Source organism: bacterium (assembly GCA_004322275.1).
Taxonomy (GTDB): Bacteria; Desulfobacterota; Deferrisomatia; order Deferrisomatales; family BM512; genus SCTA01.
Genome location: SCTA01000040.1, coordinates 120,969 through 135,096, shown reverse-complemented (window position 1 = coordinate 135,096; position 14,128 = coordinate 120,969). Strand labels below are relative to the sequence as shown.

The window sequence follows — 14,128 nt, the reverse complement described above, 5'->3', positions numbered from 1 at the left end:
TTTGCCGCTCATCAATCGCAAAACCTCGACGTAGAACAACTACGCCTGCGGTTTTACTCAATCTTCGCGACAAAATCGCTCTCAAAATCCGGCGCGATTTCCGAAAGGCCTATTTACGGACAAGCCCTAAGATAAAATCCATCATAGCAGTTGGCCGCCGGGCGTTAAAGAGTGGTCGAACGCAAGCGGGCGTATGTGCTATATTACTAAGTCGGATTAAGAGCGCCACAACCTCCTGAAAAGGTAAACTTTCGGAGGTACGCCGGAGGTAACAGATGTCGGATTCGTCCGGAGGGAAATCCCGCAAAAGCGCCGTTAAAAGACGCGGCAGAATCAACAAGCGGGGCTGCCTCTTTTTGATTTTCGTAATAGTCTTCATGCTGGCCGGAGCGGGCGGAGCCCTCTGGTACTTCAAGCCGGACCTTTTCGGCAAGGTGAAGGGAGAGGTCACGCGCAGGGTCGGCGAGGCCGCCAGCGCCCTTCCGTCGATAAAGGAAGGGAAAAGAGACAGCGTGACGCTCTACTTCGCCGATCCGAAGTGGACGAAGCTCGTTGCCGTCAAAAGGCCCGTAGCCTCGCATGGCGATCCGGCGGTAAGGGTGCGGAAGATTATCGAGCTTCTCACCAGGGAAGGCGGTGCCGGGACCGCTCCCCCTCTGCCCTCCTCGGCGAAGCTCAAAAACGCCTATTTCGGCAAGGACGGCGTAATCGTAGTGGATATGGAGCCCTCGCTGGACGAAATCTCCTCCTGGGGCGTTTCGGGAGAGCTTCTGGCGGTCTACTCCATCGTAAACTCCGTTGTCGAAAACGTGGAGGGGGCGACGAAGGTGCGGATTCTGGTCGACGGAAAGCCCAAAGAGACTCTCGCGGGCCACGTCCTTATCGAAGAGCCGCTGTCGCCGCGGCGCGACATTTTCTAACAATACGGCAGCAATAAAGGTTTTCTGGCATGGCTAACCCCAAGATGGAAAAGATACGCAATTTTGGAATCTTCGCCCACATAGACGCGGGCAAGACCACGATTTCCGAAAGAATTCTCTATTATACGGGCCGCATTCATAAAATCGGCGAGGTGCACGAGGGCGCCGCGGTGATGGACTGGATGAAGCAGGAGCAGGAACGCGGAATAACCATCACCGCCGCGACTACCCGCGTCGAGTGGAAGGGGTTCGACCTCCACCTCATCGATACTCCCGGCCACGTCGATTTTACCGTGGAGGTCGAAAGAAGCCTTCGCGTGCTCGACGGCGTGGTGCTCGTAATCGACGCCGTTGCCGGCGTGCAGCCCCAGACCGAGACGATCTGGCGGCAGTCGGTCAAGTACGGAGTCCCCAAGATAAGCTTCATAAACAAGATGGACCGCACCGGGGCGGATTTCGAGCGGTCGATGAACACCCTCGCCGACAAGCTCGGCGCACGCACCGCGCCGCTCTGCTGGCCGATGGGGGCGGAATCCTCCTTCCTGGGGGTAATCGATCTCCTGAGCGCTGAGGAGCTCACCTGGGAGGAAAAGACGCAGGGCGCCGAGATGAACCGCAGGGAAATCAGCCCTGAAAATCTTCCGCTTCTGGAACACGGCAGGGAAAAACTTCTTGAGGCTCTCTCCGATTACGACGACTCGATAGCGGAGGTTTTTCTGGAAGGGGAGTGGCCGGGAGCGGAAAAGGTAAAGGCTTCGGTGAGGAAACTAACGATTGAGGCCAAGATTGTCCCGGTGCTTTGCGGGACGGCCCTCCGCAACAAGGGCGTGCAGCCCCTTCTTGACGCCGTGGTCGATTACCTGCCTTCCCCGGCGGAAGCCCGGCCGGTCACGGGAGTCCACCCCAAGACGGGCGCCGAAGAGATACGCAAACCAAAGATCGACGAGCCCTTCTGCGCGCTGGCCTTCAAGATACAGCAGGACGCGGGCAGAAAGCTCACCTATATCAGGGTTTACTCCGGCTCTTACCACGGCGGAAGGCTCTACAACGCCACCCGCGACAAGATTGAAAAGCCCGCCGCCATACTGGGCGTCCACGCCGACAAAAAAGAGCGCGCCGAAGAGGCCGTGGCCGGAGACATCATAGCTCTCACCGGCCTAAAGTGGACGATGACCGGAGACACCCTTTGCGATCAGGAGCATCCGCTCCTTCTCGAAACCATCGCCTTCGCCACTCCCGTAATCAGCATGGCCGTGGAGCCGAAAAAGACGCAGGACGAAGACAAGATGAACGAGGCCTTCGCGCGCATCGCGGAGGAAGACCCCACCTTCCGCTTCGGGGTGGACGAGGAGACGGGGCAGACGATAATCTCCGGCATGGGCGAACTCCACATCGAAGTTGTGCTTTCGAGGATGGAGGAGGAGTTCAACGTAGGGGTAAACGTCGGCAAGCCGCAGGTCGTCTACAAGGAAACCGTGCTGGGCGAAGGCGAGGGAAGGGTGGAGTTCGACAGGACTCTCGGCGACAAGCGCCACGCCGCCGCCGCGACAGTGCAGGTGAGGGCGGCCGGAAGAGGCGTGGGCAATTCCATAGAGGTGGACCCTTCGGTAGACCTTCGCTGGCCGCAGTTCTCCCGCATCATCCGCGCCGGGGTCGAGGAGGGACTTTACAGCGGGCCTCTGGGCTACCCGGTCGAAGACGTGGCGGTGAAGGTTCTCTCACTGGAGGGGGAAGAGGGGTCGATAAGCGAGATGGCGGTAAAGGTCTCGGTGGCGCAGTCGCTCGGCGAGGCGATGAAAAAGGCCCGCCCCGTCCAGCTCGAACCCCTGATGGAGGTGAAGATCACTGTTCCCGAGGAGAACCTCGGCGAGGTGATAGGCGATCTGAACGCCCGCCGGGGCGAGGTGCAGGCGGTGGAATCCCTCTACAACTCCGCCGAGATAACCGCCTTCGTTTCCCTTCGGAGGATGTTCGGGTATTCGACCGATCTTCGCTCCGCGACGCAGGGGAGGGGGGTTTTTGCTATGACTTTCAAACGCTACGACGTCTCGGGCGGGTAGGAGACTGTCTAAAACTGCTGCGAGCCCCATTTTCTTCGTCGCGTGCTCACTCAACGCTCGGCGTATTAACGATACTGCCTCGCGTTTCGTTGCGCGGCTCCTCGAAACCGGGGCTTCTCGCAACGTTTTAAACAGTCTCCTTGTTTAGGGTAAAACCGAAAAAAGAGGTTGACTGAAGCTCTGAGAGAGGGGCGTTCTTCGCCTGAATCAGGGCGTGAAAGGATTCGCCCATGCCGGTTCCCGGCATGATGAGTTGCCCTATCGCCCTGCAGGTTTCGATAAGCTTAAGCTGGTCGCTCTCTTCCCTCTCGATCCTTTCGGCTTCCTCCAGAAGCCCGAAGGAAAAGAGGAAGTCGCGCTGGGTCATGAGTTTTGAGTTTTCGAGGCCAAGGCTCTCCCCCACCTCGATGAGCGAGGTGAAATCCACAGAGGCGGTGAGGTCGGCCGAGCCTGGGCCGGAAAGAAGATCGTCGAGATGGCGGTGCTCCCGAAAGCCCCTTATCGTTCCCCTGGGCCGGTGGGGGCCGTAAAGTTCTCCGGCCTCGTCGCCGTAATCTATGGTCAGGATATAGCCGCGGCCGATCTTTGAAGAGGTTTTTTCGAGCCAGCGCGGTATTTCGGCGCAGATTTCGACCTCCCAGCTTTCTTCGGCGGAGGGTTTGGGGATGCGCGCCGGTATGGCGGAGGCGTCGGCGGGGCGGCTCGTGAAGGCGAGACTCCCGTCAGCTTCGCCTACGATAATTTCTCTCGCCTTGCCGCCTTCGAGGATGAACCTTCTGACCGGAAAGGCGTCGAGAAGCTCGTTGGAGAAACAGACGCCCTCGTAGCCCTGCACAGCTTCGGCGGAGAGTTTTTCACGATGGCGTTCGAGGACTTTTTTCTGACGTTCACGTAGCGCGGCGCTCGCATCCTCGGGAACGTAAACGGCGCGCCTGTAAAGATCGGGGTAACGCTCCCGAAGAAAGTCCAGTATATCGAGAGCGAGCTTGCCTTCGCCGGGTCCGCCCTCCACGAGGTGAAAAATTTCCGGCGAACCGAGAGCCGCGTCGGCGGAGACGATGAAGCGGGCTACCCCGGAGGCGAAAAGGGCCGAAACGTGAGGCGAGGTGGTGAAATCGCCTTCGTCCGAGCCGATTTTGACCCTGCCCGAGGAGTAATAGCCGTAAGAGGGGTGGTAGAGCGCCCACCTCATGAACTCTTCAAAGGAAACCGGGCCATCCCGCCGGATGCGCTCCAGCAGAAGTTCCCCGAGGGGTGTGGTCATTTTTTACTCCTTTAAGTGCGTTCCTTTGGAGGAAGAAGAGTACCTCTTAGCATGGGGTGGCGGTCAAGTAAACTGTGAGCCGATAAAACTCCTCGAACCGGGAAAGAAACCGGGCGAAAGTTATGGAATGATAGCGGGACCGATAAAAAATCTTATCAGGGAATTCAAGAAGCTCCCGGGCGTCGGAGAGAAGACGGCCACGAGGCTGGCCATGCACGTCCTTTCGAGCCCCAGGGTGAACGCCGAAGGTCTGGCGTCGGCCCTGCTGGAGGTGAAGGACAAGATACGCCCCTGCAAAAACTGCTTTTCGATGACCGAGAGCGAAATCTGCGAAATATGCTCCTCGGGCCGCCGGGACAGGGGCATCATCTGCGTGGTGGAGGATCAGGTCAGCCTGGTTTCCATTGAAAACGCGGGAAATTTTTTCGGCCTTTATCACGTGCTCGGGGGAAGGCTCTCCCCTATCGACGGAGTGGGTCCCGGCGAGATAACCGTAGCCCAGCTTGTAAAAAGGGTCGAGTCCGGCACCGTGCGGGAGGTGATTCTGGCGACCAACCCGAGCGTTGACGGAGAGGCCACCGCCCTCTACGTCAAGCGGGCGCTCGGGTCGCTGAACGTAAAGGTTACGAGGATCGCGCGCGGCATTCCAATGGGCGGAGACCTCGAATACGCCGACGCGCTTACCCTCGGGCGGGCTCTCGACGGCCGAAGCGCTTACTGACGGAAACTCAAAGCGAAATCATGGAAACGCCCAGAGACAAAGAAGAGCTGAGAGCGGAAGTAGAGACCCTCGCGCGAGATATCATGCTTCTCGTGCGCACCGTCGCCATCTATCCTCAGGGGCATCCCCAGATGAACAAGATGGCCGACCGGGTAGTCTCGTGGTCCGGGCAAAAGGGTCACGAAGACCTCTCCATAGGCGTTACGAGCAGCGAACTGGTGGTGGGAGGCGAATTCTTCGGGGGCAAGGAGAGCCGCGCCGAGCTTCTGGCCAGATTCCTCAATTCGAGAAAGATAGCGAGAATTTCCTTCGGTCCCGGCCTCTCTTCCTCGGAGGTCTATCTGGTCGCCGCGAGGCTGGGCGACAGGAACATAGCCGGGGAAAACATAATCTCGGCGCTCGAAAACGACGGGGTCGTGAACATCCAGCTGGTTCCGCTCGACCTCGGAGCCATTCACGACCAGATGACCCTCGAAGCCTCCGAAAGCGTCGGCGACGAAGAGGCCGCCCTGAAAAAGCGCCGGGAGATGTGGCTTTGGCTCCAGTCCGAGAGCGGAAGCCCCAAGGACATGGCGCGGGTGCTCTCCTCGCCGGAATTCTGGCAGACGACCTTCGACGGCGCTCCGGAAAGCTTCAGGGAACTTAGCCAGATCTTCGCCCGCCTCGGCTCCATGCTTGACAGGGCTCTTCGCATGATACCCGAGGACAGGCGCGAGGAAATAGGCCAGCAGCTTGCCAGGCTCGGCGCGGGCCTCGATTCGGAGCACCTCGCCCGGCTGGTAGACGTGCTCCTCTCCGACTCCACCGGCACCGGCGAATCCCTCTCCTTTCTGATGCAACTCGTTGACGGGGAAAAGATGGCCGATCTCCTCGCCGGACTCGTCTCCCTCGGCGGCGACAAAGAAGCCAGAATCAGCTCCTTCGCGAAGTCTTTTCTCGGCAACGACGCCATGCTCGCAATCGCCGCGCTCGCTGGGGATAGAAAACAGAGCGATTCTTCCTCCGGCTACCCTTCGGAGGTCTGGGAGTGGGTCGAATCCTTCCTCGTGGACTTCGACGAAAACAAGTACATGGGGAAGGGATACCGTGAGACCCTGGACAGGATGGCCTCGCGGCTTAAAATAGAGGGAGAAAGGGGCGCCGCCTTCGGAATGTTCGAGGACGCCGAGATGCACCTCGACCACGTAATGATAGGGATATCCCTCTACAACGTTCAAGGCAGCGAATCGCAGCTGGCGGAACGCATCACCGAGCGCCTCGCCGACATGGACAGCTTCGGTATCATGAGCTTTCTCGAAATGGTGGACAACGCCGTTCCCGACGCCCTGGTTGGGAGGAACGACGTTATGGAGATCTTTTTCCGCAAGGTCGTGCCCGATATAAAAGACTACGCGGTAGATACGAAAAGGCGCGTGATAGGGTTCGCGGCGAGGCACGAGTCCGAGATACTCGAAGTGGGCCTTCGGACCCTCCTCATGGAAGAGCGGCTTTCGGTGCGCCGCTTCCTCGTCGAGCTGATGTGCCACTTTTCCAGCAATTCCGCCCCCGTGATTGTGCGGAAGGCGCGGGGGAGCATTTGGTATTTCATGAGAAACTGCATGATAATCCTCGGAAGAATCGGGGATCAGAGGGCGTTTCCCTTTATAATGGCCCAACTCGACCACGAAAAGCCCCAGGTCAGGAGAGAAGCCCTGCGCGCGATGGCTTTTATGGGGGAGAGAGGGTTTCGGGCGCTACAGAACTTTCAGTTTGAATCCGGCAGATTCCTGGAAGAAAAGCAGCTTGCCAAAAGCATCTCCGACAGGATGAAGTACAATTGAGCGCGGTAGACGAAAAAGCGATTCTCGGAAGGTTCATGCTGGAGCTTGGCAGGCTCTATCAGGCCTACCGGATGTACCCCTCCGGCAATCCCCACGTCCAGACGGCGGCGGACAGGTGCGCGGAATGCCTCCGGGAATTTCAAAAGCCGATACGAATTTCCCGCATGGGCGAAGAGGTGGTCATCGAAAACGAAGTCCTCAGCCCCGTGCCCAAGCAACTCGAAAAGATACTCGAAGCCTTTAAAGCCATGCAGTGGGACTCGGTGCGCTTTTTGCCGGAAATAGGAGTTCGCGGCTTTCTGGAAGTCATGCTTCGCCTCAAGGAGGGGGAGCCCGGCTCCTTCAGCACCGTCGGTTTCGTAGCCGGGTCAATAAACCTCGACGAAGAGGACGAGGAAGAAGAGAAGGGGCTGAACGCTCCCACCGGCTACCTGACCCTTATGCCCAGGGTGCAGGAGATGATGTCCGACATCCGCGAAGGGCGAAAGGGCGCCTGGGTGAGGGCGAGAGAGATAACAAGGCTAATTTCCGGCCACGTTATGGCGGGTCAGGACATTTTCAGCCCCATAATGGAGCTGAAGGATTACGACGAATACACATTCACCCACGCGATGAACGTCGCGGCGCTATCCATCGCCGTCGCGAGAAGAATGGACCTTCCCGAGGGGCTCGTGGACGCCGTAGCCATCGGCGCCATCTGCCACGACGTAGGCAAGGAAAAGATTCCGCTGGAGGTGCTCCACAAGCCGGGAAGGCTGAGCGACGAGGAGCGCGAGGTAATAAACCGCCACCCCGTGGACGGCGCCGCCATAATCATGAACATGAAGGGTGAGATGTCGCCCATAGTGCCGGTCATAGCCTTCGAGCACCACATGAGGGTGGACGGAAGCGGTTACCCGAAACTGCCGGTCCAGTCCACCCCGCATCCCGCGGCTATGCTGGTGGCGGTTTCCGACACCTTCGACGCCATTCGCACAGTCCGTCCCTATCAGCCCAGCGCCTATACTCCCGCCGGGGCGATGAGCGTCCTCATTAAGGAGTCGCGGGCCAACAGGCTTCACCCCGTCTTCGTGTCGGTCTTCGCGAGGCTCACCGGCGTGATAGTGCCCGGCAGGCACGTTAAGCTCTCAGACGGCAGCCGCGCCGTAGTCCTCGCTGACGGGGAGTACGACGCCCTCCAGCCCCTGATCGAAATCGCGGACGGAGGAGAGATAATGGATCTCTCAATGCCCAGGACTCCCGATATAGAGTCGGTCGAAGATATGCTGGATGAATGAAAATCGCTTTTTAGCTTTATATTAATCCGCCTGACGTGGCGACATCTCTAGCGGAGGATTGACATGGCTAAGGAAGGGAACAAAAACGGACTGCTGGCTTTCTTCGGCATGGAAACCGTCGGGAGAGCCTGCGAAACCTTTTCCTGCCTCTTGCCGGTCGCGGCGCTGATGGTGGTGGCCCTGGGATTCATCTCCTATCTTTTCAACCGTTCGGGGCTGGTTGACCTTTCCGTTGGAAATTTCTCGGTAGCTATAGCCATCGCCGTTGTTGTAAGTTTTTTTACTCTGGCCCGCCTGCGGGTAATGAACCTCTACCCGGACGAAGGCGACGAAGACGAAAACGCCGATTGAGGGAACGATGGAAATAAGAGAAGAGCTGGACATACTGATCAGATCGCGTCAGCCTATCATCTCGCTTGTAACCGGAGAGGAGGCGAGGGCGAGGGACCTTGTCAAACAGGTCGCGGGGGATCTTAAAAACAGAGACCTCTTCGTCTGGAACTCCGTCATGGGTTTCCGCAGGGAGGGCGAGGGGGCCAACCCGCTTGAAGAGGGAAGGATGGACCCCCTCACGGCCCTTCAGAGGATAGAAGCCTACAAGGGCGAGGGCATCTTTCTCATCCTCGATTTCCACCCCTATTTCGAGGAGCCCGTCGTAGTGCGCATGCTACGGAATCTGGTCTACTCCCTCCGGGCGAGCCGCAAGACGCTTATTCTCCTCTCGCCCTTCTTCAAACTCCCCCTTGAAGTTCGCGACGACGTTCCTCAGGTCTTCTTGCCGCTCCCGGATTACGACACCCTTTCAAATCTGCTCCATACCCTCTGCGAATCGCGAGGGGTGAAGGTGGACCTTAACAAGGAGTCGGAGGAGAAACTGGTCAAATCAGCCCTCGGCCTCACGGAGAATCAGGCGAGGGGGGTTTTTCTGAAATCCGTCCTCAAGCACGAGGTCATCGACCAGTCGGCGATAACCCTGGTCCTTTCGGAAAAGCAGAAGATAATCAAGAAGGACGAGGTGCTGGAGTTTTTCCCCACGCGGGAAAAGATAAGCGACATCGGCGGGCTGGACAACCTCAAGGAATGGCTGAAAAAGCGCGACAAGGCCTTTTCCAGCAGGGCCAAGGAATACGGCCTGCCCGACCCCAAGGGGATACTGATAATCGGCGTGCAGGGCACGGGAAAGAGCCTCACCGCGAAAGCCACTTCCGCCCTCTGGCGCCTGCCGCTCCTGCGCATGGATCTCGGCAAGGTCTTCGGCAGCCTCGTGGGCGAATCCGAGGAGCGCATCAGAAAGGCGCTGCTTCTGGCCGAGGCCATCTCGCCCTGCATCCTGTGGATCGACGAGATTGAAAAGGCCTTCTCAAGCGTCGTCAGCGCCGGGGATTCCGGCACCTCCGCCCGCGTCTTCGGCACCTTCCTCACCTGGATGCAGGAGAAGACCAAGCCGGTTTTCGTCATCGCCACCGGCAACGACATAGCCAACCTGCCTCCCGAACTGATGCGCAAGGGGCGCTTCGACGAGATATTCTTCGTCGACCTTCCGAACTACGAAGAGCGCGTCGAGATCTTCCGCGTCCACCTCTCCAAGGTGCGTCCCGTGGTCAGGAACTTCGACATTCCCAAGCTGGCCGGCGCGACCAGCGGTTTTTCCGGCGCCGAGATAGAGCAGGGGATTATAAACGCCATGTACAACGCCTTCGACGATGGGGAGCGCGAATTCTCCACCGAGGACGTCTGCCAGGGGGTGAAGGAGGTCATTCCGATCAGCAAGCTGATGCATGAGAGGATCGAGAAACTCCGCGACTGGGCCTCCGAGCGCACTCGCAGGGCCAACAAAGACAACAAATGAATCCGGCGGGAATACAAGGAGTGAGCTGATGTCCCACTTCACCAGGGTTAAGACCAGAATCGTCGATATGCTTTACCTCAAGAGGGCTCTTGGCGAACTCAACCTCCAGCACAAGGAGGGCAAGGTAAAGATTCGCGGCTACATGGGCAAGAAGATGGAGGTCGAGCTCAGAATCAGCACCCCGGACGGCTACGACATCGGTTTTCGGAAGGCGGGCGACACCTACGAGGTGGTCGCCGACTGGGACATGATCAAATCCATCAGCCAGGAGTCCTTTATCGCCGAAGTCACGAGACGTTACGCTACCGAGGTAGTCAAAGAGCAGCTCAAGATCGACAACTACACGCTGGTCGAAGAGACGAAGCAGGGAAACGAGTTACACTTAACCATGCGGAGAAGTTAGCGTGGAAGAAATCAAAGTAACAATCGACGAGAAGGGCAACGTCAAGCTCACCGTCTTCGGCGCCAAGGGGCCAAAGTGCCTCCAGCTCACCGCCGAGATGGAGCGGCTCCTCGGGGGTGAGGTCGACAGGGAGTTCACCTCCGAGTACTACCAGCAGGAGACCACGGAGAGCCAGCGTATCAAAGATAAAGCGTAGTGTCCTGATGGAGGATACTATAAACCGGCCTCTCGGGGACCTCCTGGAGGAGATTCTCCACAAGGGAATCCCTGCCTATCCCGATCAGATAAGACGCTACCACGCCTGCCAGACCGCGAACCGCGTAGCGATTCTTCTGGGGGGGCTCGCCCTCGGCCCGGCGCTTCAGGAAGCGCTGAACGAGTGGTCCCTCAAAACCGATTCCCCCGAAAAATTTTCCCTGATGATCGGCCTCTCCCATATGGGGCACCCCGACGCCGAACGCTATTTCCTGCGCTATCTCCCCGAAAAAAAGCCCGAGAAGGTGACGAGAGTAGCCATAGAGGCCCTGAGCAGGCTCCGGAGCGAAAAATACTTCGAGTTTCTCGTAAAATGCGTCGATGACCCCTATCTCTTCCCGGCCGTTGCCGACGCCCTCGTCAATATCGGCGGCGAAAGGGCCGGGGAGCTTTTACTTCCCCACACCGAACGCTGGGAGGGGTTCGAGGCGCTGGCGAAGCTCGCCTATCCCAAGGCCCGCCCGCTCTTTATCAGGGCGCTTCGGCAGGGGCCGCCGATGGACGCGGCGGCGGCGACGGCGCTGGGAAAGATCGGGAATCCGGAGGACGGCGAGAGGCTTTCGCCGCTTATCGGAGGCAAAAACCACGAGCTTTCGAGAGCCGCCTTCATCTCCTATGCGAAGATGGGCGCTCCGCAGGGGCCAGAGCCGCTCTTGCGGGTCGCGGCGAAGGAACTCCAGCCCTGGATGGTTGAGCCTCTCAGCAGTCTTGACAGCCCCGAGGTCTACAGCCTCTTCATGAAAAACATGGAGAGCTCAAAAGCGGGGTCGCTGCTGAAAAAGATGGTTTTCTGGAAGCAGGAGGTCAAAACGGAGAATTCCTGGCTCTACAGGGGCCTCCGGAATTGCCAGGATCCGGCTGTCGCGGCCGAGCTGGCCGTGAAACTCCGCCAGAATCCCTCAAAGGCCGAGCTTCGCGCCCTTTTGCAGAACAAAACCCTGTTCACCCTTGAAAGCGCTGAAAAAGACCTCCTCGGCCTCGTTCAAGGAAACGATCTCTACGCCTCCTACCTCGCGACAAGGGGCTGGCTGAATTCCCCCTCGACAAGTTTCATGACAGCCGCAATGAAGCTGCTTCGGATGCCGGGCTACGTCGAGCTGGATGCGGCCACCGCCATAATGGACCCGCAGCACCTGCTGGAATCGCGTTCGGCGGAGCTGAATCCCGTCCTCCTTGTCGGGAGGTTCCTCGAATCCGGCCTCGTCGATCTGCAATCCCTTCAGGAAAAGCTCAAAGAGCGCCTCGGGCAGAAGAAATTTCCCGCCGTCATTTCCCCGAGGACGAGATTCTCGGCGCTGGAGGACGGCGGCTTCGGGCCCTTCCTCGAAGCGCTCGGCAACGCGCACTCCACGATACGGGAGGAGCTTTCGAGGATATGGGAGCTTTTCATCGACATCGAGGACGAGTCGGTGCCTCTGTTCGAGCTTTTCTGGTCGGAATCGGGGCTCCACAGGGGCGGAATTCAGCGTCTCATCATGCGCTCCCTCGATGGCAGCGTCCGCCGGTGGATAGAAGGGAAGGACGACAGGTTCCTCAGCGAGCTTGACTCCGTGGAATCGACGATTCCCCGTGACGGCCCCCTTGCGGCGAGGATTCTAGGTTCATTTTCCTCCGCCAGGGTTAAACTGATGAGCGAGTGCAAGGATATCGTCGTCTGGATGGAGGGCGGCGGGCAGCGCGGCGATATCGTTCTAATCGAGAAGTTGTAATTTGCGAAAGGGTTATAAGTGAATCTGACCATCGACCTCGGCAACTACAACACCATACTCACCTTCGGAGGAGATAACCTCGAAGTGGCCGGTCTCCTGCGCACAGCCGCGAGGGAGCATCCGCTCAGTTCTAACGCGCTGCTGGTTCCCTCCATAGTAAACCTCGCGGGGGAGGGGGTTTTTATCGGCGAAGAGGTCACGAGCGAGGGAAAGTACGATCTCGAATCGACCTTCCGCGACCTCAAGGACCACATCATGCACGCCGCCCCCCTGGGACAGCTTGTCGAGGGCAGAAAGGTGACCCACAAGGAGGCCGCCTCTCTCTACCTCAACGAACTGGTGAGGAGGCTGAAAAAAGAGACCGGCACCTACCTCGACATCGTAATAATCTGCCCGACCTTCGAGGGCGAGGAGTTCGTCAACTGGATCAAGACGGTCACCCTCTCCGACGCCCGGTCGATATCGCTTGTTGACGAAGACACCGCCGTCGCGCTCGGCTACGGGTTGGACCTTTTCAAGGACGACCTTAACGTCTTTTTCGATTTCGGTTTCTCCTCCATCCGGGCGCGCCTCGTCCAGTTCCACTGGCTGGGACGGGAGTCCTACACCGTTCCCGTGGTGCGCGCCTCTGCGATGTACCCGGTAGGAACGGCGGACATAAAGCAGAAAATAATCGAAGAGCTTAACCGCCAGCGGCTGCGGGATGACGGGGGAAAGAAACTCGTCCTCCACGAAACCTCTATGACCGACGAGGAGTTCTACGAGTACGCCCAGCGCGAAGACCTCGGCGCCACCACCCAGAGGCTCCTCGACAGGCTCTGGGAGGAAGCGCAGGCGAGAGGAATCGATAAGGATAGCGTGAAGAAGGTCTGCCTCATCGGAGGGGCGACGCGCATACCCGCCGTCCGCGCCATACTCGTCAAGAATTTCGGGGATAAGATATTCGGAGAGATACCGGAGACAGCGGCGGGGCTCGGAGGCCTCGGCTTTCTCGTAGACCGCCCGGCGGACGACATGATCCGCCAGAGCTATTCGATGAAGGTCAGGGACCCGATTACCGGCCAATACCACCACCAGCTGGTCGTGGAGCGCTACACCCGCTACCCGACGCGCTTTCCCACCGCGCGCTACATCGTAAACACCTATTACGACGGCCAGTACGAGCTTCACCTCCAGCTTTACCGCACCGGAAAATCCACCGAGGACATCGGAAGCCGCGAGATAATCATCGGCGACGACGGCAAGATAAGTTTCGTAACCTCCCGATCCGACGACGTACACGAGCTTATAGCGGAGCCCTTCGTGATACCGCTCAGCCCTCCGGGGAGAGTGGGCGAGAGGCGGCTGCTTCTCGAATTCAAGGTAGACAATTTGAAAAGGCTTACCTGCACGGCCAAAGACCTTAGAGAGGACAAGATAATTTGGGACGAAAAACCGTTACTGACCTTGACCTGAAAAACGCCACCGGCGGGCTCGACCCCGTAAAGGTCGCGAAAATCCGCGTCGTCATGGGCGTTCCCGGACTCGTCATCGGCGTTCTCGCCCCCGTCGTCATCTTCAAGAAGCTCGGCTTTCCCCTCGCCGGGGCTCCCTTCTGGATAGCCGAATCAGTGGTGATCGCCGTTTTCACCGTCTACTTCCTCTGGGTCGGCTACTCCGCCTGGAAAGAAAAACGAGAACTTAGCGCCTGCGCCCCCGAAGGAGCGTTCGAGGAGGGCGACGAAGAGGCCGCCATCGAAGATGAAGCGGATGAAGACGGGAGCGAGTATTAGAGGTTTTGTTTAGTAGCGCAGGACGGGTTTTGCCCGCCCACAACTGCGCGACGACCGAAAAAGACCGGCGCGGCCCTC

Annotated in this window: 13 protein-coding genes; 12 read left to right on the top strand and 1 reads right to left on the bottom strand. The window is 58.7% G+C overall.

Translation table 11 applies throughout. The features are described 5' to 3' along the window. Positions 1-275 precede the first annotated feature (275 nt). Complete coding sequence (locus EPN96_12310) at positions 276-920, top strand: hypothetical protein (protein ID TAL15754.1); 645 nt, start codon at positions 276-278, stop codon at positions 918-920. A 29-nt stretch (positions 921-949) separates the two neighbouring features. Continuing rightward, a complete protein-coding gene (gene fusA / locus EPN96_12305; GenBank protein TAL15753.1) occupies positions 950-2,980 on the top strand; it encodes an elongation factor G in 2,031 nt (676 codons plus the stop codon). Positions 2,981-3,107: 127 nt separating this feature from the next. Here the strand turns inward: fusA and EPN96_12300 are convergent, their stop codons facing one another. After that, complete coding sequence (locus EPN96_12300) at positions 3,108-4,244, bottom strand: hypothetical protein (GenBank protein ID TAL15752.1); 1,137 nt, start codon at positions 4,242-4,244, stop codon at positions 3,108-3,110. A gap of 127 nt (positions 4,245-4,371) precedes the next feature. Between EPN96_12300 and recR the strand changes: the two genes are divergently transcribed. From recR to EPN96_12250, 10 genes are all read left to right on the top strand, one after another. Continuing rightward, positions 4,372-4,965, top strand: a complete 594-nt coding sequence (gene recR, locus EPN96_12295; protein TAL15751.1) for a recombination protein RecR — start codon at positions 4,372-4,374, stop codon at positions 4,963-4,965. A gap of 20 nt (positions 4,966-4,985) precedes the next feature. Further along, a complete protein-coding gene (locus EPN96_12290; protein ID TAL15750.1) occupies positions 4,986-6,785 on the top strand; it encodes a HEAT repeat domain-containing protein in 1,800 nt (599 codons plus the stop codon). Beyond that, positions 6,782-8,062, top strand: a complete 1,281-nt coding sequence (locus EPN96_12285; GenBank protein ID TAL15749.1) for an HD domain-containing protein — start codon at positions 6,782-6,784, stop codon at positions 8,060-8,062. The genes EPN96_12290 and EPN96_12285 overlap by 4 nt, the downstream gene beginning before the upstream one ends. 63 nt (positions 8,063-8,125) lie before the next feature. Beyond that, complete coding sequence (locus EPN96_12280) at positions 8,126-8,413, top strand: hypothetical protein (protein ID TAL15748.1); 288 nt, start codon at positions 8,126-8,128, stop codon at positions 8,411-8,413. Positions 8,414-8,420: 7 nt separating this feature from the next. Continuing rightward, on the top strand, positions 8,421-9,911 hold the full coding sequence (locus tag EPN96_12275) for an AAA family ATPase (GenBank protein ID TAL15747.1): 1,491 nt from the start codon (positions 8,421-8,423) through the stop codon (positions 9,909-9,911). After that, on the top strand, positions 9,841-10,314 hold the full coding sequence (locus EPN96_12270; GenBank protein TAL15746.1) for a DUF1257 domain-containing protein: 474 nt from the start codon (positions 9,841-9,843) through the stop codon (positions 10,312-10,314). Before EPN96_12275 ends, EPN96_12270 begins: the two co-directional genes overlap by 71 nt. 1 nt (position 10,315) lies before the next feature. After that, positions 10,316-10,510: a DUF2997 domain-containing protein gene (locus EPN96_12265; GenBank protein TAL15745.1), complete on the top strand. Its 195-nt coding sequence runs from the start codon at positions 10,316-10,318 to the stop codon at positions 10,508-10,510. A 7-nt stretch (positions 10,511-10,517) separates the two neighbouring features. Then, positions 10,518-12,278: a HEAT repeat domain-containing protein gene (locus EPN96_12260; GenBank protein ID TAL15744.1), complete on the top strand. Its 1,761-nt coding sequence runs from the start codon at positions 10,518-10,520 to the stop codon at positions 12,276-12,278. A gap of 18 nt (positions 12,279-12,296) precedes the next feature. Next, positions 12,297-13,733, top strand: coding sequence for a hypothetical protein (locus EPN96_12255; protein ID TAL15743.1), 1,437 nt, complete (start codon positions 12,297-12,299; stop codon positions 13,731-13,733). Then, complete coding sequence (locus EPN96_12250) at positions 13,700-14,050, top strand: hypothetical protein (GenBank protein ID TAL15742.1); 351 nt, start codon at positions 13,700-13,702, stop codon at positions 14,048-14,050. The genes EPN96_12255 and EPN96_12250 overlap by 34 nt, the downstream gene beginning before the upstream one ends. Positions 14,051-14,128: the final 78 nt, after the last annotated feature.

Excerpts from the sequence above, each read along its gene's own strand:
- EPN96_12310 (TAL15754.1), top strand. The coding sequence starts at position 276 with ATGTCGGATTCGTCCGGAGGGAAATCCCGCAAAAGCGCCGTTAAAAGA.
- fusA (TAL15753.1), top strand. The coding sequence starts at position 950 with ATGGCTAACCCCAAGATGGAAAAGATACGCAATTTTGGAATCTTCGCC.
- EPN96_12300 (TAL15752.1), bottom strand. The coding sequence starts at position 4,244 with ATGACCACACCCCTCGGGGAACTTCTGCTGGAGCGCATCCGGCGGGAT.
- recR (TAL15751.1), top strand. The coding sequence starts at position 4,372 with ATGATAGCGGGACCGATAAAAAATCTTATCAGGGAATTCAAGAAGCTC.
- EPN96_12290 (TAL15750.1), top strand. The coding sequence starts at position 4,986 with ATGGAAACGCCCAGAGACAAAGAAGAGCTGAGAGCGGAAGTAGAGACC.
- EPN96_12280 (TAL15748.1), top strand. The coding sequence starts at position 8,126 with ATGGCTAAGGAAGGGAACAAAAACGGACTGCTGGCTTTCTTCGGCATG.
- EPN96_12275 (TAL15747.1), top strand. The coding sequence starts at position 8,421 with ATGGAAATAAGAGAAGAGCTGGACATACTGATCAGATCGCGTCAGCCT.
- EPN96_12270 (TAL15746.1), top strand. The coding sequence starts at position 9,841 with ATGAGAGGATCGAGAAACTCCGCGACTGGGCCTCCGAGCGCACTCGCA.
- EPN96_12260 (TAL15744.1), top strand. The coding sequence starts at position 10,518 with ATGGAGGATACTATAAACCGGCCTCTCGGGGACCTCCTGGAGGAGATT.